The organism is Pseudarthrobacter sp. RHLT1-30-1, assembly GCF_059383415.1.
In genome coordinates this window covers 1-21349 of record NZ_JBWZCG010000031.1, presented here as the reverse complement: position 1 = coordinate 21349, position 21349 = coordinate 1, and the positions used below count along the sequence as shown (strand labels likewise).

Here is a 21349-nt window from a genome sequence, read left to right as displayed (position 1 = left end):
CCCGGAGTGCGCTCCTGGGCCTTCTCAGGCCTCCTCGGTTCCCGTTCGAGGGCCCCGGCCCCGGATTTTCGCGCAGCCCGGGCCCGACTCTGGCGCTCCTGCCCAGTTACTGTCCCCCACAGCCTGCCGCCTCCCGGCTGAACCCCGGGAATCCAGGGTTCAGCTGCCGCGCAGGTCCGGTGCCGCCTGGAGCAACTGGGCAGGAGCGCGGGAGTTGTCCGGGAGCGCCACGGAGTACGCCGGCTAATCCCCCGCGAGCACCGACTTCTACAGATAATCCCCGCACTTTCCCACATGGGCCTACTGCAGCGTTTACCCGGCACGGGTTCGGATATCAACTGGCTCCATGGATCCCCTCATCTACCTTGCCCAGCAGGGTGGCGTGGCCCGGACCGGGCAACTGTTGGCCGCCGGCTTCTCCCGGACGGACATCGCCCAGCTGGCAAACAACGGCGTCCGCCTCCTGCGGCGGGGTGTCTTCGCCCTTCCCGAGTGCCGTCCTGATCTTGAGGCTGCGATACGCCACAACGCCCGCGTCACGTGCGCCAGCGCGGCGGGGCACGACGGGCTTTGGCTCCGGAAACCGCCGGGCCAGCACCATCTGGCCTGCAACCACGGCCACGGAAACGGCTTCATCCGGCACCGGACGATTCGGTTCGAGGGCCATCCGTCGTTACCCCTCGCCGCGGTCGAGGATGTTGTCCTGCATGCAATGACCTGCCTCGCACCGCCGGCATGCACTGCGATCGCAACCTCGGCGATGCGTCTGCACGGCGTGCCGCTGGAGTTACTCAAGGACCAACTCCGAGGCGCCAGGTCCGGCCCCGCACTGAAGGCGCTGCGCCAGTTGGATCTGAGGGCCGAGTCCATCGTGGAGGTCGATGCCCAACACCTCTTCACCATCAACGGCGTTGGCTATGACACCCAGGTCCTCCTCCGGGGGATCGGCCGGGTCGATTTCCTCATCGAGGGGTATCTGATCGTGGAGGTGGATGGATTTGCCTTCCACTCCAGCCGCGAAGCCATGCGCCGGGACCTTGGCCGCAACAACGCCTCGACTCTGGCAGGTTTCGCCGTACTGAGGTACATGCCTGAGCACATCTGGTTTGAGCCGGAGCGGGTGTTGGCGGAAATCCGGGCCGTACTCCGACGGCCCCGGCCCGCACCCTGACGTAGCCGTGGCGCCGCGAGGACCAAAATGCCGCAGCTAAACGCCCACCTGACCTTCCCGCCCACTTACTGTCGGACTCGCACCAGTTCTCCCGCGGAAATCAGGGGTTCACCAAACCCGTTCAGGCCGCGGGGCTTCCGTAACTGGGCAGGAACGCCTCAACGGCTCGCAGAAAAGTTAGCGGACACCCCGGGCCGGGCAGCGGCTTGTATCGCGGCTCGCGGCGGGGCGCGAACTACCGGCTGGCGGCGGGGACCAGCACCCAGAGGACCTCGACGGCTTCATCCGTGGGATTGACCCAGGTGTGCGGCTCGCGGCCGGGGAAGGTCACCGTGTCCCCGGTGTGCAGTTCAAATTCCTCGTTTGTGAGGATCAGTCGGATGCTGCCACGGACCACATGCAGCACGTCGACGTCGCAGTCCACCGCGTACAGTTCGGACTCGCCGCGGCCGCGGGGCGCAATCACGGCCTGGATGATCTGCACCCGGCGCTCGGAGCGCGCCGTCAGCAGCCGCTCCACGATCCCCTCGCCGCCGAGGGAAATCCGCGGGCCCTCGTTCTTTTTGGTCAGATGCGTTTCCGGAGCGGCGAAGAGGTCGCCGATCGAGATGGAGAGCACCTGGCACAGCGTCACCAGGGAAGCGACCGACGGTGACGTGAGGTCGCGCTCCACCCGGCTGAGGAAGCCTTTGGTCAGACCCGTGGCGTCCGCAACCTGTTCGATGGTGAGCCGCTGCGACTGCCGCGCGGCACGGATCCGCGAACCGATGGCAACCGGAACGTTGCTCGGTTCAACTGGTAAAGCCTTCATTTAGGAACCTTTCACGGCCGGCCGCCTCGGCCCCATCATTGGAGCAATACTAGCGGGACCGCATCCTCCGGAGGCCGGATCCCCCTGCGGCACGTAATGCGTCTTGACTGTTACCCGGATCACATCATAGTGTTTGGCAACAAGAGTTGCCTATTAGGCAATATCTTCCGCCGGACCGGGCTGCTGCCCCCTTTGCGGCACTCCCGCCGGCAACCCGTCCCCAAAACCGTCAAGAAGCACCTGATCGCCGGAGCCCTGTGGTGTGCCGGCGGGTTCAGCCCTGCTCCGAACAGCTCCGAGGAGCCCCTAATGGACGCAAGTTTCGTCAACATCGCCATTGTGGTGGTGTACCTGGTCGCCATGCTGGCGTTTGGGTGGTGGGGTAAGTCCCGCACCAAGAACAACAGCGATTTCCTGGTGGCCGGCCGCCGCCTCGGCCCGTTTCTCTACACCGGAACCATGGCCGCCGTCGTGCTCGGCGGCGCCTCCACGGTCGGCGGCGTCGGCTTGGGCTACAAGTTCGGCATCTCCGGCATGTGGCTTGTGGTCGCGATCGGTGCCGGCGTGCTGCTGCTCAGCCTGCTCTTCGCCAGCACCATCCAGAAGCTGAAGATCTACACCGTGTCCCAGATGCTGAGCCTGCGTTACGGCAGCCACGCCACCCAGACCTCCGGCATCGTGATGCTCGCCTACACACTGATGCTCTGCGCGACGTCCACCGGCGCCTACGCCACCATCTTCGTGGTGCTCTTCGGCTGGGACCGCGCCCTCGCCATCGCCATCGGCGGCGCGATCGTCCTGGTCTACTCCACCATCGGCGGCATGTGGTCCATCACCCTGGCCGACCAGGTCCAGTTCGTCATCAAGACGGTCGGCATCTTCTTCCTGATGCTGCCGTTTACGCTCAACGCCGCCGGCGGCTTCGAGGGCATCCGTGCCCGCGTGGACGCCAGCTTCTTCCAGATCGACGGCATCGGCATCCAGACGATCATCACCTACTTCGTCGTCTACACGCTGGGCCTGCTGATCGGCCAGGATATCTGGCAGCGCGTCTTCACCGCCAAGACCCCCACGGTCGCCCGCTGGGGCGGCGCCACCGCCGGCATCTACTGCATTCTCTACGGTGCCGCCGGCGCCCTGATCGGCCTCGGCGCCCGCGTCGCGCTGCCGGACATCGACGTCAAGGCCCTCGGCAAGGACGTTGTCTACGCCGAGGTCGCCACCAACCTGCTGCCGATCGGCATCGGCGGCCTGGTGCTCGCCGCGGCTGTCGCCGCCATGATGTCCACGGCCTCCGGCGCCCTGATCGCCGCCGCCACCGTGGCCCGCGCGGACGTCCTGCCGTTCGTCGCAAGCTGGTTCGGCAAAAGCATCAACACCGACGACACCGACAACCCGGAGCACGACGTCAGGGCCAACCGTCGATGGGTCCTGGGACTGGGCATCGTCGCGATCGTCATCGCCATCATCACCAAGGACGTCGTCGCGGCACTCACCATCGCATACGACATCCTCGTCGGCGGCCTCCTCGTCGCGATCCTCGGCGGGCTGGTCTGGAAGCGCGGCACCGGAATCGCCGCGGCCGCGTCCATGGCGGTGGGGTCGGTCATTACGCTCGGCACCATGATCGTCCTGGAGATCAACGCCGAGGTTCCGCTGGACGGCATCTACGCCAACGAGCCGATCTACTACGGCCTGCTGGCCTCCACCGTTGTCTACATTGCGGTGTCGCTGCTGACCAAACCAACGGATCCCGCGGTAATGGCCAAGTGGCGCCGACGCGTCGCCGGCGGCGCCGCCGAGGAGGAACAGGTCCCGGTCCTGACCCACTGAAGTCCCGAGGCAGCAGCTTCCTAACGAATTAATGCCCGACGGCGGCGCTCCCCTTTCCGGGGGCGCCGCCGTCGGGCAATTATCAGCCGGCGATTTAGCGCGCGCTATTCGTTTTCCTCCGGCTCGAGGAATTCCTCCCCTGCCAGGGGCGCAACCGGCATCTCGTCGCCCAGGAAGTCGTCTTCGCCGAGCGGAACGAGACGGTCGGCCTCCTCCAAAAGCTCCTCTTCCTCCGTCTCCGCGGCGTCCCCCACGGGTGCGTCCTCGGCGTAGTCGTAGGCGGGGTCGGACTCGAGGGAATCCCGGGCCGGCTGGATTGGACGTGAGCCGGTATTGTCCATGATGCAACCTCCGTGTCACTGGATGGCGGCAAGGGCCCCGCAGAGCCCGCCCTTGGGTTTCATTCGAACACCGGGAACCCGGGTGGTCAAGGGCTCCCAGCCAGCCGGAGCCCGGCTGCCGGAAACAGCCGCACGAAGCGTCATTTTTTGCGGTTTACCTAAACTCCCGGCTGAGGAATGCCAGCCGAAAATCCGCGGAAATACGGGGTACGCTGGAGACGCAATGGGGCCGAACCATGCCCTTTTCCAGCCCAGGAGCTTCCGTGTCACAGCACGCCACATCTGACCCGTTCAACCCTGAACCCCACCACGAACCCGGCCCCGGCACCCCCGCCCCGGCAGCCAGCGCCGCGACGCCGGCGGCCGCGACGCCAGCAGCGGCAATACCGGGCCCGGCAACTCCCGCCAGCAAGGAAGTGCCCACCCCCAGCGCTGCGGACATCAAGCGGTGGCGGCAGTACCTCGCCGACGAACGGGCCGAAGCCGCCGTCTACCGTGACCTGGCCCAAAACCGCCGGGGCGAGGAACGCGCGATCCTGCTCGCCCTCGCCGAGGCCGAGGGCCGGCACGAGGCGCACTGGCTCCAGCTGCTCGGCGGCCACGCCGGCCGCGCCCGACCCGCCTCGCTCCGCAGCCAGCTCCTGGGCTTCCTGGCCCGCCACTTCGGCTCGGTCTTTGTTCTGGCCCTCGCCCAGCGGGCCGAAAGCCGGTCGCCGTACTCCACCGATCCCTCGGCCACCCCGGCCATGGTCGCCGACGAGCAGATTCACGAGGAAGTCGTCCGCGGGCTCGCCACCCGGGGCCGCAACCGGTTGGCCGGCTCATTCCGCGCAGCCGTCTTCGGCGCCAACGACGGCCTCGTCAGCAACCTGTCCCTGGTAATGGGCATGGCCGCCTCCGGCGTGGGCAGTTCAGTGGTGCTGCTCAGCGGGGTCGCCGGACTTCTCTCCGGCGCGCTGTCGATGGGAGCGGGCGAGTTTATCTCCGTGCGCTCCCAGCGAGAACTCCTCGCTGCGACCCGACCCACCCAGATCACGCTCTCCGCCGCGCCCTCCCTGGACATCGAGCACAACGAACTCCTGCTGGTCTACCTTGCCCGCGGCATGTCCCGGGAAGCCGCCGAACACCGCGTCGCGGAACGGATGGGCCTGCTCGACTGCGACTGCGACCCCAGCCTCTCGCTGCAGCCGGAGCTGCCGGAAAGCCGGGACGAGCATGAGGCCGTCGGCACCGCCTGGAGCGCGGCGGCGTCGAGCTTCTGCTTCTTCGCTTCCGGCGCCATCGTGCCGATCATTCCCTTCATCCTGGGCATGACCGGCGTCGCGGCGCTCGTCGTGTCCGCCATCCTGGTGGGTGCGGCGCTGCTGCTGACCGGCGGCGTCGTCGGGCTGCTCTCGGGTACCTCCCCGACGACCCGGGGCCTCCGCCAGCTGGCGATCGGGATCGGCGCCGCCGGCGTGACCTATCTGCTCGGCATGGCCTTCGGTGCCGTGGTCGCATAGTGGACGGTCCTGAGTTCCGGGACCGGACACCGCAGCACAGCCGTCCGGGCACCGCCTGGCGGATCGTCCGCGGCCTCGCCACCGCCGCGGTGATTACCGGCGCGGCGTTCCTTGCCGCCGGCATCGTCGAAGGGGATCCGCGGTTCGCCGGACTTTTTGACGACAGCCGTGGAACCGGACCGGGCACGGCGGTACCGGGCCAGCCCGGGCGACCGGCATCCGCCGGGGCGGTGCGCACTGACACTCCCCCGGCCGGTTACGAAGAGCAGGACCAGCCGCTCGGTCGCCCGCAGAAGCCGGCCGCGGCCAGCAGTTCGTACAAGTTCCTGGCCGTGAATGACGACGGCACGCCGGTGGGCTACTCGCCGTGCCGGCCGCTGCACTATGTGGTGAATGCGGCGCTGGCGCCGGCGGGCGCCGCGGGCCTGGTGGAGGGCGCGATCCGGACGATGTCGCGGGCGACGGGCATCACCTTCGTCGACGACGGCGTCACCGCCGAACTGTCCTCCCAGTCCCGCATTCCATACCAGCCGGACGCCTACGGGGAACGCTGGGCACCATTGCTGATCACGTGGACCACGCCCGAGCAGGCACCTCAGCTCCAGGGCCCGGTGATCGGCACCGGGGGCAGCACCCACTTCAGCTTCGGCGACGGACCCAAGAGCTTCGTCACCGGAAGCCTGGAACTCGACGCTGCGCAGATCGCCGGGGACCTCAGCCGGCGGGACGGTGCCGCGTACGCCACCGCGGTGATCCTGCACGAACTCGGCCACGTGATGGGGCTGGAGCATGTGGACGACCCCGTGCAGCTGATGTATCCGGAGATCGGCGCGCCGGACGGACTGGCAGCCGGCGACCTGAACGGCCTTTACGAGCTGGGCAACGCCCAGTGCCGCAAGGACCTTTGAGCAGTCAGCTGTCCAAAACGGCGAGCGCTTCCTCGACGGTATCCACCAGGAAGATCCGGCTCTCCATCCGCCGTCCCGCGGCGAGGCTCTGCAACAGCGGCCAGGCCGGGTAGCGCCGGAGCCAGTGGTCCTGCCCCACCAGCACCATCGGCATGATGGTCTCCGGGGTGCCGTAGTAGTTCTCGCAGGCATCCTGGAAGATCTCCTGCACGGTGCCCCCGGAGCCCGGCAGGAAGACGATGCCGCCATTGCAGAGCTCCAGCAGGATGGCCTCGCGGACGGAGTTCGCGAAGTACTTGGCAATGTGGGTGGCGAAGTAGTTCGGCGGCTCGTGCCCGTAGAACCAGGTGGGGATCCCCAGCGACGGTGTGCCCTTCGGATGGCGTTCGACGACGGCGGCGGCGGAACGCGCCCACGCCGAGACGGAGGGCAGGAAACCGGGAACAGCGGAGAGGTCATCCAGCGCCCGCCGGAACTCGCGCTCCGGGGCCTCGCTGAGGTAGGCGCCCAAATTGGCCGCCTCCATGGTGCCGGGCCCGCCGCCGGTGGCCACAACACGGCCGTCCCGGGCAAGCAGCCGCCCGAGCAGCGCGGCCTCCTCGAACACCCCGGAACCACGGTGCGCGGCATGGCCGCCCATCACGCCCACCATGGTCCGGCCGGTGCAGAGTTCCGAGCGGGTCAGCTCTTCGAGGGCATCACCGATCGAGTGGTCATGCAGGGCCGCGGCCAGGGTGGCGTCCAGCCGGTGGCGCTGTCCCGCCCGGATGCTCCACTGGTAGATATTGGCGTCCGGAGTCTCCTCATAGCGTGACTCGGTGATCCCCTGGTAAAGCTCCTGCGGGGTGTAGAGCTGTGAACGATAGGGGTTGAACGGCACCGCCTCGAGCTTCGGGAAAATGAGCGCGCCACGGCTGCGCAGCGAAGCCTCCACCCCGGCGTCGAAGGTACACCCGAGGAAAACCGCGCCCTGGGCGTTCATGGCCTCGAGCTGTGCAGTCCGTCCGCGCAGGTCCAGCGACTGGGCTTGCCAGCCCTGCATGGTCCTGGCCCCGGCCGCAACCAGCCGGTCGAAGCCCTCCAGACTGTCGACCTCCAGGGTGCGCGGACTCGGGTGCAGGCTGCCGGCGGGATTCATGGTGCCAGCCTAGACTGCGTTGCAGGATCCGTCCGGGCAAGCAGTGGGTCCGAAACGGAGGTGCCCCCGCCGGAAACCGGCGGAGGGAACTCTGTTTCGGTCCGGATCCGGTCAGGAAACCTGGAGGCCGCCGTTGATGTCATAGGTGGCGGCCGTAATGTAGCCCGAGTCCTGTCCAAGCAGGAAGGCGATCAGGGCTGCAACTTCCTCACGTGTGCCGACCCGTCCCATCATGATGCCCTCGGACATCTGGGCCTTGCGCTCATCGCTAAGTGCGCCCCCCATGATGTCCGTGTCGATGGGACCCGGTGCGATTGCATTCACGGTGACGCCAAATTCGCCGACTTCCCGGGCGAGTGCCCTGGTGAACCCGATGATGCCGGCCTTGGAGGCGCTGTAGGCAACCTTGGAGTAGGTGCCGCCGCCACGCTGGGCGGAGATCGAGGAGATGCTCACAATGCGCCCAAGCTTGCGCTCGATCATGCCTTTGAGCACCCGCTGCGACACGATGAAGGTTCCCCGCATGTTGACGGCGAACACCTTGTCCCACTCCGCCACGGTGGTTTCCATGAACGTCGTCGGCGAACTGATGCCCGCCAGGTTGGCCAGGGCAACGATCGGCGGCAGCGAATCTTCGATCTCGGAAATGGCCCGGTCCACGGACGCCGCATCGGAGACGTCCGCCCCGACGCCGACCGCCTTCACAGCGCGGTTGGAGCCAATCTCCGCGGCGGCAGCCTTGGCGTCCTCCGCGTTGATGTCCAGGATAGCGATGGACCATCCGTCGCTGGCCATGCGGTCAGCGGCAGCGCGGCCGATGCCGCGAGCCGAGGCGGCGCCAGTCAGGACGACGGTGCGTTCGGAAGGGAAAGTTGTTTCGCTCATGTTGGGTTTCCTTCGGGGATTTCGGTATCAGGAGATCTTGGCGGCGGCCGCGGAGTCCGGCGTCACTGCGGCGCCCGCGGCAACGGCGGGATCCAGCGCCGCATCGCCCTCGGGGCGTTTGCGGGCGTAGAGGTAGGTCGCCACCGCGGTGACGCACAGGCAGAAGGACAGGAACAGCAGCCCGCTCTGGTTGTTTCCCGTCGCGTCGTTCAGGAGTCCGACAGCGTAGGGGGCAACGAAGCCGCCCAGGTTTCCCAGCGAGTTGATCAGGGCCAACCCGGAGGCGGCAGCCGCCCCGGTCAGTGCGGCGGAGGGCATCGAAAGGAACGGCGCGATCGCACCATAAATGCCCATGGCCGAGGCTGTCAGTCCGATCATGGCCAGGACCGGGTTGATGGGCAGCAGGTATCCGGCGGCCAGCAGGCCCATACCGGCCAGCACCATACTAACGGCGGTGTGCCAGGCACGCTTGCCGGTCCGGTCCGCACGCCTGCTCCAGAAGTACACGAACACCGCGGCGATTGTGTAGGGGATCAGGACGATAAAGCCGATCTGGGCGGTGGAGAATTTTCCCAGGGCGGAGACGATCGTGGGCATCCACAGCCCCAGGCCGTAAATGCCGCAGACGAGGCCGAAGTAGAGGGCCGAGTAGGTCAGGGTGCGCTTGTCCTTCAGGCCGGCCAGGAAGTTGTGGTTGCCGGTGCCGGACTTGACGGCGAGTTCCTTGTCCATGGTGCTGGCAAGCCATTCGCGCTCTTCCGGGTTGAGCCATTTGGCATCCCGCGGGCGGTCTGTCATCAGGATCGGGGTGAGCAGGCCAAGCAGGATGGCCGGGATGCCTTCGATGATGTAGAGCCACTGCCAGCCCTGCAGGCCCATGACGCCGTCCATTTGCAGGAGCAGGCCGGAAACCGGTGCACCGAGGGCATTGGACACCGGCTGGGCAAGGATAAAGATACCCAGCACCGTCACACGCTGCGCGGCGGGGAACCAAAGCGTGAGGTAGAAGAGGATGGCCGGGAAGAACCCCGCCTCCGCAGCTCCCAGCAGGAACCGGACGACGTAGTAGGTGGTTTCGCCGTTCACCAGGCACATGGCCGTGGCGAAGATGCCCCAGGTGATCAGAATCCGAGCCAGCCATTTGCGGGCGCCGAACTTGTACATCCCGGCGTTGCTCGGGACCTCGAGAAGCGCGTAACCGAGGAAGAAGATGCCGGCGCCCAGACCGTAGGCGGCGGCGTTCAGGCCGATGTCCTCGCTCATGGTCAGTTTGGCGAAGCCCACGTTGTTGCGGTCAAGGTAGGCAACAAAGTACAGCAGGACAATCAGCGGCATAACGCGACGGCGGACCTTGCGGAGCGTGCGCTCGCCAAGCTCGCCGAGTCCGGCGGGCTTTAGGGAGTGTGAAGTCATCATCGACCTTTGGTCTTACGGGTCCAGCACCTGCGGGGGGGGTGGCGGGACTCCATGGGTGGGGGAAGCTCAGTCCTGCGAAGGCTACAAGGGGGCTGAGTCAGATGTCAGACGTCTGATGGAAAGGCATGAGAACGATCATAAAAGAGTGACGTGCGTTACGTCAAGACCCCGACGAGGCTCACCAGCGGTGCTCGGGAAACGGGGTGCATGCCTTATTGAGAAACGCTCGCGAATCATCGGCCGCTCCGGGCACTGCGGTGACGATGAGGGGATGGACCTGTCGATGGCAACGCGTAGGGAAAGTTTTCGTGGCCATGATCAACAGGGAAATCATTGAGTACGCCCTGATCAAGTGGGCTGATGAGGAGGACATCTACTTCACCCGCCCGGCCTACAAGTGAGTCGTTACGGACCGGGCTGCCGGGGCCGCGTGGGATTAGGACGCGGCGTTGTGCACGTAGCGTTCGTAGTCGCGGTACGTCTGGTCCATATGTTCGTCCATGCTGCGGCGGGCCAGCTCGGGGTCGCCACTGAGGATGCTGTCCATGACCTTCTGGTGGTACTCAATGGCGTGCAGCTGGATCACTTCGACGGCTGACGTTTCGCGCCGCTTCACGTAAAGGAGCTGCCCCAGCTGGGCGAACAGCGCCCGGACAAAAGGATTGCCTGAGGCCTTCAGCACGGCATCGTGAAACCCGATGTCCGCTGCGACAAAGGCATCCAGGTCGCCGGAATCATGGAAGCGTTTCATGTCCTCGATGCACTCGAGCATCTGTTGGGCATGCTCGGGAGTGTGGCGCTTGGCTGCCAGGGCGGCGGCCCCGGTTTCGACCATGCGGCGCATCTCAATCAGGCCTGCGCCCACCTGCTCCGCCCCGCTGCCGTGCGAGGCGGCTTTGAAGATCGCATCCAGGCCGGTCCAGTTGTCGGATGGGTTGACGAAGGTTCCCCGCCCGGCCTTCACGTAGAGGATGTTCTGCGCCCGCAGGGCCTTGAGTGCCTCGCGCACCGTGAGCCGGCTGACATCGTAGGCCTTGGCAATGTCGGCTTCGGGCGGAATGGCTTCGTGGGGCTGCAGCTTACCGTCGAGAATGTCGGCGAGCAGGCCGTCGACGAGGTCGTCCACGAGTGTCCTGCGGCCCATCGCGGTTCCACCTTCAATCTTTGCTGTTGCTCCCGGTGCCATCCACACTACAGAACCCGGCGGGCACGCCGGGACTTGAGGGACCGCCTCCCAGCGGTACGGCCAGGGCTCAGTGCCGCCTCGGCGTCAGGAAACCCCCGCATTGCCGGCCGAACGCTGCCCGGTGGCCGACAGGTACGCTTCAAGCTTGGCGAGGGTCTGTTCGATGTTGGCCGGGTGCCGTCGGACGTACCCGGCGAGCCGCAGCAGGATCCTGGCGCGCACTTCACGCGCGTCCCACTGTTCGGTGACGAGGGTGCCCGGAGTGCCGGCGGAGTCGGTGGCGGGCTCCAGCAGGTACCGCCAGATGTGGCCGCCGAAGTGCTGCCACGCGATCCGCCGGCCCTCCTCGAACTCGCAGACCGTGTTGAGGATCTTGTAGTCCAGCTTGATGTTCATTTCCATGCCGAACTTCGCGCCGAGGGCCAGCCGTTCGGGGCCGCGCGGCTGGGCGCCTTTGACGGTGTCCGAGCCGTCGATCACGCTGTGCAGTGCGGGGGTGGCGAGCACCTCGAAGATTTTTTCCGGGGCGGCGGCGATGAAGCGGCTGCGGGACACGAGATATCTGTGGGTCATCGGGCAATCCTAGTCCCGGGCATTCTGTTGCAGAATAAATCATGCAGACTCCGCCCCTCCCCCGCAGCCGGCCGCGCATCGGCATTCCCGTCCGGCTCAGCAGTTCGACGGACCCGGACCCGCGGGTGGCGGAGGCGAACGAGCTTTTTGACTACATCGTGGATCTGGTGCGCGACGGCGGCGGCGAACCGGTGCTGCTGAGCGCACCGGATGTGCCGCTCGGGCCGCTCGGCGGCGTGGTCCTTCCAGGCGGCGGCGACCTGGACCCCCGCCGCTACGGCGAGGTGCCCGGTGACGCCTGCTACGACGTCAGCCCGGCCCAGGACGCGCTTGATCTTGCCATTGCGCGCCGGTCCATCGAGGCCGGGCTGCCCGTGCTCGGCGTCTGCCGGGGACACCAGCTGCTCAATGTCCTCTATGGCGGAACGCTGATCCAGGACATGGATCCGGGGACCGTGGCCCACCGGGAAACCATGCCGGTGCAGGAAGCCGGGCCCTGGGCCTGGCACGAGGTGGAGGTGCAGGGCGGAAGCAAGGTTGCCGGACTCTACGGCGCCGGCGTCGGTTTACGCGGCGGCGCCGCACCCGCGGGCGTCACAGTCAAGATCGCCTCCGGCCACCATCAGGCAGTGGGCCGGGTCGCCGAAGGGCTCGTCGTGACGGCGGTGGCTGCGGACGGCACAGTGGAGGCGCTGGAGGATCCGGAGCGCTGGGTGGCGTCCGTACAGTGGCACCCCGAAGCCCGCGAGCTCCCGGCGGAAGACCGGCTGGCCCCGTTCCGCGCCTTTGTCGATGTCTGCCGGGCGCGGTAGCTGGGGAGCATCGCATCCAGGCATCCATCGTCCCGGTACCCGGCATCGTGGCATCCGGCACCCCGCATCCCGCATCCCGCATCCCGCATCCCGCGTCCTGGCATCCCGCCGTCGTAACACCCCGCGTCCTGACATCCCCGGCGTGCCCCTGATACCATCGACTTAGGCAGTATGTCCTATCAAGCGAACATATGCCGGATCGATAACTGGCGGCCCCACCGGGTGCCGGCACGGGGTACAAGGGAGCGGGTCAACAGTGGCTATTCAAAAAGTGGCTAACCACCTAAACATCAGCATCGACCGGTCCTCCCCGGTGCCGCTCTACCACCAGGTGGTGCAGGGCATCGAAGCCGCAATCCACGGCGGGATGCTGCCCCCCGGCAGCCGCCTCGACAACGAGATTGACCTGGCAGCCCAGCTGAACCTTTCCCGCCCCACCATGCGCAAAGCCATGGACGAACTGGTCCGCTCCGGCCTGCTGGTGCGCAAGCGCGGCGTCGGCACCCAGGTAGTCTCCAGCCAGGTCCGGCGCCCGCTCGAACTCTCCAGCCTCTTCGACGACCTCAGCAACAACGGCAGCAAACCCACCACCGAGGTGCTGAGCTTCTCCCACGACGAGGCCGACGCCGCCACCCGGGCAGCGCTGCAGCTTCCCGCCGGCGCCAAGGTCTACCACTTCACCCGGCTCCGGAAGGTCGGCGGCAAACCGCTGGCGCTGATGGAGAACTGGGTGCGCGATGACATCACCACCATCGACGAAGCACTCCTGGGCTCACAAGGCCTCTACGGGATCCTGCGCAACGGCGGCGTGAACTTCCGGCTCGCCTCGCAGCGGATCGGCGCCATGATCTCCAACGACTACCAGGCGACCCTGCTGGAAACCACTCCGGGCTCGGCCCTTGTGACCATGGAGCGTACCGCCGTGGACGACACCGGCCGCCAGGTCGAGACCGGCCACCACGTCTACCGTGCGGATTCCTACAGCTTCGAAATGACGCTCGTCCAACGCTAGGCGCTGGCGCCTGCCGGCGGGTGCCACCCGCCCCGGTCGACAACACCCCACAACACCCGCGCCGTCCGCCGGCGCGACAACGAAAGGGCAGAACCGATGGCCAACTGGGTCTATCCGCTCGGCACCGCCGCCCAAGGCAGCTGGGATATCTCGCTGGGCACCTCCGATTCCGCCGTGGAGGTGGACGGCTGGGCCCACACCGGGCTGAAGGTCGCCACGCTGGGTGCGGCGGCCGCCGTCGAACTTTCCGCCGCCGACGAGGAACGCATCGTGGTCCCGCTCAACGGGTCCTTCACGGTCTCCGTCGACGGCGAGGAGTACCGGCTGGCCGGCCGGGCGAGCGTCTTCAGCGGCCCCAGCGACGTCCTCTACACGGGCACCGGCAAAGCCGTGACGATCAGTTCAGCCGACGGCGGACGGGTCGCCGTGGCCACTGCTCCGGCCAGGGCTTCCTACCCGACCCGTCTGGTCACGGCCGCGGAGACTCCGGTTGAGCTGCGGGGGGCCGGCAACTGCTCGCGCCAGGTCCACAACTTCGGGACGCCGGCCGCGCTGGAGGCGGACCGCTTTATCGTCTGCGAAGTCCTCACGCCGGCCGGCAACTGGTCCTCCTATCCCCCGCACAAGCACGACGAGGAGAAGGACGGCGAAACCAGCCTCGAGGAAATCTACTACTTCGAAACCCGCGTGACGCCCGGCGCCCCGGCACGGCCCGGAGCGGACGACGCGATCGGCTACCAGCGCGTGTACGCCTCGGACGAGCGGCCCATCGACGTCGCCGCCGAGGTCCGGACCGGCGACGTCGTCCTGGTCCCATACGGCTGGCACGGCCCGGCCATGGCGGCGCCCGGCTACGACCTGTACTACCTCAATGTGATGGCCGGTCCCGGCCCGGTCCGCGAGTGGCTCATCAGCGACGACCCGCACCACGGCTGGATCCGACAGACCTGGGACGGCCAGGACCTCGACCCGCGGCTGCCCTTCGGCGCCTGAGCGGGCCAGAAGCCTGAGCGGGCCAGAACCGGCCCAAGCCGCTCCAGCCACAACGAACCCCCGGAGCCTTTCGGCGCCGGGGGTTCGTTGTATTTGGCTGCGGTATTTGACTGCGGTATCTGAATACTTTGACCCCGAACCAGCCGGGGTTTTGCGTCACAATCGGCGCTGTCGTCCGTTCAACTGGGCACGGTGTGGACCACCCGGACCGGAACGCCGGTCGCGAGGGATTCCTGGGCGGCGTCCGCGACCCGGGAAGCGGCCACGGCATCCTCCGGGGTGCAGGGGTTGTCCCTGCGGCCCAGGATCAACTCCACGAAGGCGGCCATCTCGGAGCGGTAGGCCTGGTCGAACCGTTCGGCGAACGTCCGGTGCGGTTCCCCGGCCGGGAAGCTGATCCCGGCCTCGGCGGAGGCCAGCGCCGTCTTGTCGTCCAGGCCGACCATGAGCGAACCTCGGGAGCCCTGGATTTCCAGCCGGACGTCATGGCCCGCCCCGTTGTACCGCGTGGCCGAGACCGTTCCCACGGTGCCGTCGTCGAAGGTCACCAGCGCGAGGGCGGTGTCCACATCGCCGGCTGCCCCGATGGCCGGGTCGCCGTTGTTGGAGCCGCGGGCGTATACCTCGACGATTTCCCGGCCGGTGAGCCAGCGCAGAATGTCGAAATCGTGGACGGAGCAGTCCCGGAACAGCCCTCCGGAGCTGGCCAGGAACTCGACCGGCGGCGGTGTCATGTCGCAGGTGACGGCGCGCAGTGAGTGGATCCAGCCCAGTTCCCCGGCCTGGTAGGCGCGCCGGGCCTCCTGGTAGCCGGCATCGAAGCGGCGCTGGTGGCCGATTTGGACCACCCCGTGGCGGTTCCGGATGTAGTCGAGCACGGGCAGGGCGTCCGCCACGTTCAGGGCGACAGGCTTTTCGCAGAACACCGGGATGCCGGCGTCGACTCCGGCCTTGATCAGCTCCGGGTGGGTCCCGGTCCCGGTGGCGATGACGAGTCCGTCCAGCCCGGACGCGAGGAGCGCTTCCACCGACGGCAGGAAATCGGCACCGAGTCCGGCGGCGATGGCCCGGGCGTGGTCTGCCGCGACGTCGGTGAGCCGGAGCCGGACGTTGATGCCCTGCGGATTGAGGGCGCCGTTGAGCGCGGCGATGTTGTTGGCGTGCATCACGCCGATCCGCCCCACCCCGACCAGCCCGAGAATGACGTCTTTCATACTTCTACTTTCATGTGTAGTGCTGGCACGGTAAAGGCCGCCCGGAAAGCCTCCAGGGCCGCGTAGCTGTCGCCGCTGGCCCAGGCTTCCATGCCCACGGTCCCGTCGTAGCCGGCTTCCGCAAGCGCCTTGGCGACAGCAGCGTAGTTGATTTCCCCGGTCCCGGGTTCGCAGCGCCCCGGAACATCCGCCACCTGGATTTCGCCGAGGTACGGCAGGGCGCTACGGACCAGCTCGACCAGGTTCCCCTCCCCCATTTGGGCGTGGTAAAGGTCCAGCATGAGCCTGGCGTTCGGGTGCCCGGCGGCCTGCACGAGCGCCAGGGTGTCCTTGGCGCGGGCCAGCGGGACGCCTGGGTGGTCGAGGATGGTATTGAGGTTCTCGAGGCAGAAGGTTACGCCGTACTTCTCGCCGAGCCGGCCGAGCCGCTCCAGGTTCCTGGCACCGGTAGTCCACATGTGGCCACTGGATCGGTAGACCGGACGGGCCGCGTGGCCGTCGATGAGTTCCGCCGGGTGGACCACCATCCGGCTCACGCCGAGTTCCAGGGCGGTTGGGATCAGCGACTCGGCGGTCCGCACCACCTCGTCCGCCGACTCGGGGTCCACCAGGCTGCCGGCCGTGTAGCCGGTCATGGACGAGAAGACCGCGCCGGTTGCCTTGAGCGCGGCGATGTCCTTGGTCCGCGAGTCCCACAGTTCGACGTCGAAGCCGGCGTCGTGGATCCGGCGCACCCGCTCTGTGAATGGCAGGTCGGTGAAGACCATTTCCGCGCAGACTGCCAGGCGCATCAGAGGACTGCCGTCTCGTTGACGGCGACGGTGTTGACAGCCACTGCGTTGACGGCCACCGGGGTGCCGCGTTTGACCGACTCGATGCAGGCCAGCGCCATAGCCAGCGCGCGCCGGGCATCCGCGGCGCCGGGCGTGAGCGAGTACGCGGCCGACGACGGCGCCGTGCCGTCCCGCCGCGCACGCACGGCATCGGCGAAGTCGACGAGTTCATCCGTGTAGGCCTGCCGGAAGAGCTCGACGTTAAGCCGCGGAGTGTCGGCCGACATCCCGCCGGCAGTGTAGCGGCGGGCCGCGGTTTCCGTGGCCCTGCCGGCCTGCACCATGCCCTTGGAGCCGAAGACTTCCCCGCGGATGTCGTAGCCGTAGAGGGCGCTGAAGTTCGCCTCGGCGACCGCGATGGCACCGTTGCTGTAGCGGATGGTGACGACGGCCGTGTCCAGGAAGCCCTGGTCGCGCAGCCCGGGTTCCACGAGGGCATCGGCAATGGCGTAGACCTCCACCGGTTCGGCGCCTTCGTTGAACCAGTTCAGCGTGTCGAAGTCGTGGATCAGGGTTTCCAGGAAGACGGTCCAGGCAGGGACCCTGGCCGCGTTTGGAATGCTGCCCGTGCCCGGATCCCGGGTCAGCGAGCGCAACAGTTGCGGCGTCCCGACTGTGCCGGCGGCGAGGTCCTTTTTGGCCGCCTGGAAGTCCTCGGCGTAACGGCGGTTGAAGCCGATCTGGAAGTGCACGCCGGCGGCCTCCACGGTGGCCAGGGCGGCGTCGAGCTGGTCGAGCCCCAGGCCGGCCGGTTTCTCGCAGAACACATGCTTTCCGGCGGCGGCTGCCTGGGCGATCAGCGAGGAGTGGAAGCGCGCCGGGCTTGCGATGATCACGGCGTCGATCTCCGGGTCGGCCAGGATGTCGGCGGCGTCGGCCGTTACCTTGCCGGCGCCCAGGACGGTTGCCAGCGCCGCGGCGGACTCCACGTTGGGATCAGCGATGGCGGCGAGCTCGGCGCCCGGGACCCGGCGGGCGATGCTCTCGGCGTGGAAAGCGCCCATCCAGCCCGAGCCGATGAGTCCGATGCGCACGGGCGAGGGGACGTTGGTGGAGTCTCGATTCAGGTAAGCCATGGGCCCGTCCTTTCAGATATGTTCACGTTCACAACTGCGCGGGGTTGGAACCGGCCCCGTCCCGGAAAGCGGAGTCCAGGCCGCGGCTCCGCCAGCGCATGGCGAAGCAGGGCCAGGCCCAGGCGGGCGGGCCCTGCTCCCCCTTGGGGCTAGTAGGTCTTGCCGGTGGTCTGTGCCACCTCGGCCACTTCGCTCTGGACTTCCTTGACGATGTCGCTGTGTCCGCCGAGTTGTTCGAGTTCGTGCGCGAGTTCGGCGAGTTCGGCGCCGCCGGCCATTTGGGCCGTGAGCTCGTCGAGGGTGATGTCTTTTTTGTCGTAGTAGCCGATCGATTTGCCGCGTTTGAGGAGCAGGAACCGGTCGCCGACGGGGAAGGCGTGGTGCGGGTTGTGGGTGATGAAGATGACGCCGAGGCCGCGGTCGCGGGCCTGCAGGATGTAGCGCAGCACCACACCGGACTGTTTCACGCCCAGGGCGGCGGTGGGTTCGTCGAGGATGAGGACTTTCGCGCCGAAGTACACAGCGCGGGCGATCGCGACGCACTGGCGTTCACCGCCGGAGAGCTGGCCGATGGGCTGTTCGACGTCGCGGAGGTCGATGCCCATTTCGGCGAGTTCCTTGAGCGTGATCGCTTTCATTTTCTCGACGTCCATGCTCTTGAACGGGCCGAAGCCGGACGTCAGTTCCGAGCCGAGGAAGAAGTTCCGCCAGATCGGCATCAGCGGCACCACGGCGAGGTCCTGGTAGACCGTGGCGATGCCGGCGTCGAGCGCGTCCCGGGGTGAGCTGAACTTGCGTTCCTCGCCCATGATGTTCAGGATTCCGGCGTCGTGCTGGTGCAGGCCGGCGATGATCTTGATCAGGGTGGACTTGCCGGCGCCGTTGTCGCCCAGGACGCAGGTGACGCGGCCGTTGTCTACGGCCATCGTGACATCGGAGAGGGCGATGATGTTGCCGTAGTGCTTGCCGACCCCCTCGAGGGAAAGCAGGTGCACGGGTGTGTGGGTGAGGGGGTCTTTTTCGTTCTGCAGCAGCGTTTGCTGGTCGATCTCGTTGGCGTTCATTTCTCCGGCCCCTTTACTTGAGTTCCGCGCGGCGTTTGACGATGAGGTTGACGATGGTGGCCAGCAGCAGCATCAGGCCAAGGAAGAACTTGAACCAGTCCGGGTTCCACTGGGCGTAGACGATGCCCTTGTTGGCCATGCCGAAGATGAACGCGCCGATCGCGCCGCCTATGGCCGAGCCGTAGCCGCCGGTGAGGAGGCAGCCGCCGATGACTGCGGCGATGATGTAGAGGAATTCGTTGCCCACGCCCTCGCCGGACTGCACGGTGTCGAAGGCGAAGAGGTTGTGCATGCCCAGGATCCAGCCGCAGAACCCGACGCCCATGAACAGGCCGATCTTGGTGGCCTTGACCGGGACACCCACGGCGCGGGCCGCGTTCTCGTCGCCGCCGACGGCGAAGATCCAGTTCCCCACCCGGGTGCGCATCAGCACCCAGGTGGCAACCGCGACGAGCGCGATCCAGATGAACACGGTGATTTTGACGTCGATACCGCCGATGGTTACCGAGGAAGCGAACACCCCTCGGGCGGAGGCGAAGCCGTCCATGGTCGAAATCGAGGGGGAAGACACGCCGCCGCCGATCATACGGGTCAGGCCCAGGTTCAGGCCGGTCAGCATCAGGAACGTGGCCAGGGTGACGATGAAGCTGGGCAGCTTGGTCTTCATCAGGATCCAGCCATTGATGAATCCGATAGCCAGGGAGACGACCAGGGCCAGGAGGACGCCAACCCAGACGTTGGTGCTGAAATACCAGCTGAACATTGACGCCGTCAGCGCCGAACTGATCACGGCGACACCGGTGGAGAGGTCGAACTCACCGCCGATCATGAGCAGCGACACCCCCACGGCCATGATGCCGATCGTGGAGCTGCCGTACAACACGGTCGCGAAGGAAGCCGGCTGCAGGAACGTCTGGGAAACCAATGCGAAAAAAATGAAGAGGACGATTGCGCCCACCAGGGCGCCGACCTCCGGGCGACCGAGTAGCTTCTGGAGGGGATTGCGTTTGCCGACACGTTCGTCGGTCACAGGGAGGGGGGACTTGGATAGTGTCTGAGTCATGGGGTTTCTCCTGCTAGGGCGGGTTCCGGAGCCGAGAGGGCCCCGGAACCCGGCTCAGAGCATCCTTAGCGGATGCCTTCCTTGGCGAATTTGAGGACGTCAGGAGCTGCTGCCTGATCAATGATCGACGGACCGGTCAGCACCGCAAGTCCGCCACCCACGTGGTAGCCGCCACGCTTGACCTGCCACAGCGCGTCGATGGCGCCGTAGCCCTGAAGCCAAGGCTGCTGGTCAACAGTGAAGGCTACCTTGCCGTCGATGATGGCCTGGGCAAGGTCACCATTCATGTCGAAGGAAGCGACCTTGACTTTGCTCTGCAGTCCCAAGGCTTCCACCGCTTTGTTTATGGTCAAGGTGAAGGGCGCGCCGAGGCCGATGATGGCGTCTGCATCCGGGGTAGCCTGGAGCTTCGCTGTCACGGTGGAGGAAACCTGGGTCATGTCCGTTCCCTGAACAAACAGGTTCTCGGTACCCGGGATCTTCGACTTGACGCCGGCGCACCGGGAATCCAGTGCGACATTGCCTTGTTCCATGATCACGCAGATCGGGTGCTTGGCTCCGAGCGAGGAGAGCTTCTCTCCGACGGCGGCGCCGGCCAGATTTTCATCAGAACCGAAGTGAGTAAAGGCACCTACTTGCCTCCAGACATCCGCACCCGAGTTAAGGCTGACAACTGGGATACCGGCATCAGTGGCTTTTTTCAGGACGTCCTTGAGCGCGTCTGGCTTGGCCAAGGTGACGGCAATGCCTCCAACCTTCTGGTCAATGGCCTGCTGGATCAGTTGGGCCTGGCGGCCGCCTTCTGGGTCTGAGGTGTAGAGCAGTTCCACGTTGTCCTTCGCGGCCGCCTCTTCGGCCCCCTTACGGAGTATGTCCCAGAATGTGTCGCCGGGAGCGGCGTGAGTGACTAGGGCGATCTTGATCCGTTCGGTCGTGGCGACTTGGCCGCCGCCGGCCGCGTTGCCTGAGTCGGCGGGCTTGCCGCCAGTGCTTGAACATGCGCTTAAGGCCAGCATCGGTACGACCGCTGCAACCAGGGTTGCCTTGCGCCAGGAAAATTTAGCCACCGTGAATCTCCTTTGATTTCAGCTCCGGGCTACTACTTTGCAGCCGCCGGAATAATGCCTACCTAGATCATGGTGACTTAGCTCACGCATGTCAATAGTTTGTCCTGACATTAGGATGTAAACACGTATAAGTCGGCTGCTGACGGAGGGCTGTCGTCGGGTTGCGGGCTTTTCCGCGTTCCCGACGCGAGCCGGCTGAGACTGCGAAACGGCGAAGGCGGCAGGTGTTGCTGCCGGCGAGGTCCGGTCCGATCTCCCCTCGGGGCGGCCGGATTTTTGATCGCCGAACCTGCACCCCTGAAGGGTTCGGCAAGTCCTTTTGTCGTAGGTCCTTGATGTACTTGGTCCATGGATATCTCGGCCTTGAGTGTGGAGAGCAGGGAGGCTTTGGCGGCGGTCGGGGCGGCGACGGCGGCGCTGTTTGCCTTCCCGGGCTTCGCTGCTGAGGCCG

General features: G+C 66.6%; 20 protein-coding genes. 7 read left to right on the top strand and 13 right to left on the bottom strand.

All coding sequences use genetic code 11. From position 1 onward, the window contains the following. Positions 1–346 precede the first annotated feature (346 nt). On the top strand, positions 347–1171 hold the full coding sequence (locus tag AC50YM_RS17880; protein WP_494958293.1) for an endonuclease domain-containing protein: 825 nt from the start codon (positions 347–349) through the stop codon (positions 1169–1171). A 235-nt stretch (positions 1172–1406) separates the two neighbouring features. Here AC50YM_RS17880 and AC50YM_RS17875 read toward each other — a convergent pair whose 3' ends face one another. Continuing rightward, a complete protein-coding gene (locus AC50YM_RS17875; protein ID WP_494958292.1) occupies positions 1407–1982 on the bottom strand; it encodes a helix-turn-helix domain-containing protein in 576 nt (191 codons plus the stop codon). Between the two features lie 309 nt (positions 1983–2291). Here AC50YM_RS17875 and AC50YM_RS17870 point away from each other — a divergent pair, with 309 nt between their 5' ends. Then, complete coding sequence (locus AC50YM_RS17870) at positions 2292–3815, top strand: sodium:solute symporter family protein (protein ID WP_494958291.1); 1524 nt, start codon at positions 2292–2294, stop codon at positions 3813–3815. Positions 3816–3919: 104 nt separating this feature from the next. On the opposite strand, the gene AC50YM_RS17865 is transcribed toward AC50YM_RS17870, so the two are convergent. Beyond that, on the bottom strand, positions 3920–4156 hold the full coding sequence (locus AC50YM_RS17865) for a hypothetical protein (RefSeq protein ID WP_494958290.1): 237 nt from the start codon (positions 4154–4156) through the stop codon (positions 3920–3922). Positions 4157–4419: 263 nt separating this feature from the next. On the opposite strand from AC50YM_RS17865, the gene AC50YM_RS17860 reads away from it, so the two are divergent. Next, positions 4420–5658, top strand: a complete 1239-nt coding sequence (locus tag AC50YM_RS17860) for a VIT1/CCC1 transporter family protein (protein WP_494958289.1) — start codon at positions 4420–4422, stop codon at positions 5656–5658. Then, positions 5658–6566 (top strand): matrixin family metalloprotease, encoded by a 909-nt coding sequence (locus AC50YM_RS17855; protein WP_494958288.1) that lies wholly within the window; start codon positions 5658–5660, stop codon positions 6564–6566. Before AC50YM_RS17860 ends, AC50YM_RS17855 begins: the two co-directional genes overlap by 1 nt. A 4-nt stretch (positions 6567–6570) precedes the next feature. On the opposite strand, the gene AC50YM_RS17850 is transcribed toward AC50YM_RS17855, so the two are convergent. From AC50YM_RS17850 to AC50YM_RS17830, 5 genes are all read right to left on the bottom strand, one after another. Then, on the bottom strand, positions 6571–7704 hold the full coding sequence (locus tag AC50YM_RS17850) for an LOG family protein (RefSeq protein ID WP_494958287.1): 1134 nt from the start codon (positions 7702–7704) through the stop codon (positions 6571–6573). Positions 7705–7815: 111 nt separating this feature from the next. Then, positions 7816–8589 carry an SDR family NAD(P)-dependent oxidoreductase gene (locus AC50YM_RS17845; protein ID WP_494958286.1) on the bottom strand — a complete coding sequence of 258 codons (774 nt, stop codon included), beginning with the start codon at positions 8587–8589 and terminating at the stop codon, positions 7816–7818. Positions 8590–8616: 27 nt separating this feature from the next. After that, on the bottom strand, positions 8617–10002 hold the full coding sequence (locus tag AC50YM_RS17840) for an MFS transporter (protein WP_494958309.1): 1386 nt from the start codon (positions 10000–10002) through the stop codon (positions 8617–8619). 439 nt (positions 10003–10441) lie between these two features. After that, positions 10442–11149, bottom strand: a complete 708-nt coding sequence (locus AC50YM_RS17835) for a FadR/GntR family transcriptional regulator (RefSeq protein WP_494958285.1) — start codon at positions 11147–11149, stop codon at positions 10442–10444. A 126-nt stretch (positions 11150–11275) separates the two neighbouring features. After that, positions 11276–11764, bottom strand: coding sequence for an SRPBCC family protein (locus tag AC50YM_RS17830; RefSeq protein WP_494958284.1), 489 nt, complete (start codon positions 11762–11764; stop codon positions 11276–11278). Positions 11765–11805: 41 nt separating this feature from the next. Here AC50YM_RS17830 and AC50YM_RS17825 point away from each other — a divergent pair, with 41 nt between their 5' ends. The 3 genes from AC50YM_RS17825 (at position 11806) to iolB (ending at position 14581) form a co-directional block, all read left to right on the top strand. Continuing rightward, a complete protein-coding gene (locus tag AC50YM_RS17825) occupies positions 11806–12576 on the top strand; it encodes a gamma-glutamyl-gamma-aminobutyrate hydrolase family protein (protein ID WP_494958283.1) in 771 nt (256 codons plus the stop codon). Between the two features lie 271 nt (positions 12577–12847). Further along, the gene (locus AC50YM_RS17820; RefSeq protein WP_494958282.1) at positions 12848–13588 is read left to right on the top strand and encodes a GntR family transcriptional regulator; all 741 of its coding nucleotides are present in this window, start codon (positions 12848–12850) and stop codon (positions 13586–13588) included. A gap of 96 nt (positions 13589–13684) precedes the next feature. Beyond that, positions 13685–14581: a 5-deoxy-glucuronate isomerase gene (gene iolB, locus AC50YM_RS17815; RefSeq protein WP_494958281.1), complete on the top strand. Its 897-nt coding sequence runs from the start codon at positions 13685–13687 to the stop codon at positions 14579–14581. A gap of 179 nt (positions 14582–14760) precedes the next feature. On the opposite strand, the gene AC50YM_RS17810 is transcribed toward iolB, so the two are convergent. The 6 genes from AC50YM_RS17810 to AC50YM_RS17785 all read right to left on the bottom strand — a co-directional run bounded on the left by AC50YM_RS17810 (position 14761) and on the right by AC50YM_RS17785 (position 20898). After that, positions 14761–15795, bottom strand: a complete 1035-nt coding sequence (locus tag AC50YM_RS17810) for a Gfo/Idh/MocA family oxidoreductase (protein ID WP_494958280.1) — start codon at positions 15793–15795, stop codon at positions 14761–14763. Further along, entirely contained in the window at positions 15792–16586 is a 795-nt protein-coding gene (locus AC50YM_RS17805) for a TIM barrel protein (protein WP_494958279.1), read from the bottom strand. Before AC50YM_RS17805 ends, AC50YM_RS17810 begins: the two co-directional genes overlap by 4 nt. Further along, complete coding sequence (locus tag AC50YM_RS17800) at positions 16586–17704, bottom strand: Gfo/Idh/MocA family oxidoreductase (protein ID WP_494958278.1); 1119 nt, start codon at positions 17702–17704, stop codon at positions 16586–16588. Before AC50YM_RS17800 ends, AC50YM_RS17805 begins: the two co-directional genes overlap by 1 nt. 149 nt (positions 17705–17853) lie before the next feature. Then, positions 17854–18768 (bottom strand): ATP-binding cassette domain-containing protein, encoded by a 915-nt coding sequence (locus AC50YM_RS17795; protein WP_494958277.1) that lies wholly within the window; start codon positions 18766–18768, stop codon positions 17854–17856. A 13-nt stretch (positions 18769–18781) separates the two neighbouring features. Beyond that, positions 18782–19831, bottom strand: a complete 1050-nt coding sequence (locus tag AC50YM_RS17790; RefSeq protein WP_494958276.1) for an ABC transporter permease — start codon at positions 19829–19831, stop codon at positions 18782–18784. A 65-nt stretch (positions 19832–19896) separates the two neighbouring features. Continuing rightward, positions 19897–20898 carry a substrate-binding domain-containing protein gene (locus tag AC50YM_RS17785; protein WP_494958275.1) on the bottom strand — a complete coding sequence of 334 codons (1002 nt, stop codon included), beginning with the start codon at positions 20896–20898 and terminating at the stop codon, positions 19897–19899. Positions 20899–21349: the final 451 nt, after the last annotated feature.

Coding starts and splice junctions, on each gene's coding strand:
- AC50YM_RS17880 (WP_494958293.1), top strand. CDS start 347: ATGGATCCCCTCATCTACCTTGCCCAGCAGGGTGGCGTGGCCCGGACC.
- AC50YM_RS17875 (WP_494958292.1), bottom strand. CDS start 1,982: ATGAAGGCTTTACCAGTTGAACCGAGCAACGTTCCGGTTGCCATCGGT.
- AC50YM_RS17870 (WP_494958291.1), top strand. CDS start 2,292: ATGGACGCAAGTTTCGTCAACATCGCCATTGTGGTGGTGTACCTGGTC.
- AC50YM_RS17865 (WP_494958290.1), bottom strand. CDS start 4,156: ATGGACAATACCGGCTCACGTCCAATCCAGCCGGCCCGGGATTCCCTC.
- AC50YM_RS17850 (WP_494958287.1), bottom strand. CDS start 7,704: ATGAATCCCGCCGGCAGCCTGCACCCGAGTCCGCGCACCCTGGAGGTC.
- AC50YM_RS17845 (WP_494958286.1), bottom strand. CDS start 8,589: ATGAGCGAAACAACTTTCCCTTCCGAACGCACCGTCGTCCTGACTGGC.
- AC50YM_RS17840 (WP_494958309.1), bottom strand. CDS start 10,002: ATGACTTCACACTCCCTAAAGCCCGCCGGACTCGGCGAGCTTGGCGAG.
- AC50YM_RS17835 (WP_494958285.1), bottom strand. CDS start 11,149: ATGGGCCGCAGGACACTCGTGGACGACCTCGTCGACGGCCTGCTCGCC.
- AC50YM_RS17830 (WP_494958284.1), bottom strand. CDS start 11,764: ATGACCCACAGATATCTCGTGTCCCGCAGCCGCTTCATCGCCGCCGCC.
- AC50YM_RS17825 (WP_494958283.1), top strand. CDS start 11,806: ATGCAGACTCCGCCCCTCCCCCGCAGCCGGCCGCGCATCGGCATTCCC.
- iolB (WP_494958281.1), top strand. CDS start 13,685: ATGGCCAACTGGGTCTATCCGCTCGGCACCGCCGCCCAAGGCAGCTGG.
- AC50YM_RS17810 (WP_494958280.1), bottom strand. CDS start 15,795: ATGAAAGACGTCATTCTCGGGCTGGTCGGGGTGGGGCGGATCGGCGTG.
- AC50YM_RS17805 (WP_494958279.1), bottom strand. CDS start 16,586: ATGCGCCTGGCAGTCTGCGCGGAAATGGTCTTCACCGACCTGCCATTC.
- AC50YM_RS17800 (WP_494958278.1), bottom strand. CDS start 17,704: ATGGCTTACCTGAATCGAGACTCCACCAACGTCCCCTCGCCCGTGCGC.
- AC50YM_RS17795 (WP_494958277.1), bottom strand. CDS start 18,768: ATGAACGCCAACGAGATCGACCAGCAAACGCTGCTGCAGAACGAAAAA.
- AC50YM_RS17790 (WP_494958276.1), bottom strand. CDS start 19,831: ATGACTCAGACACTATCCAAGTCCCCCCTCCCTGTGACCGACGAACGT.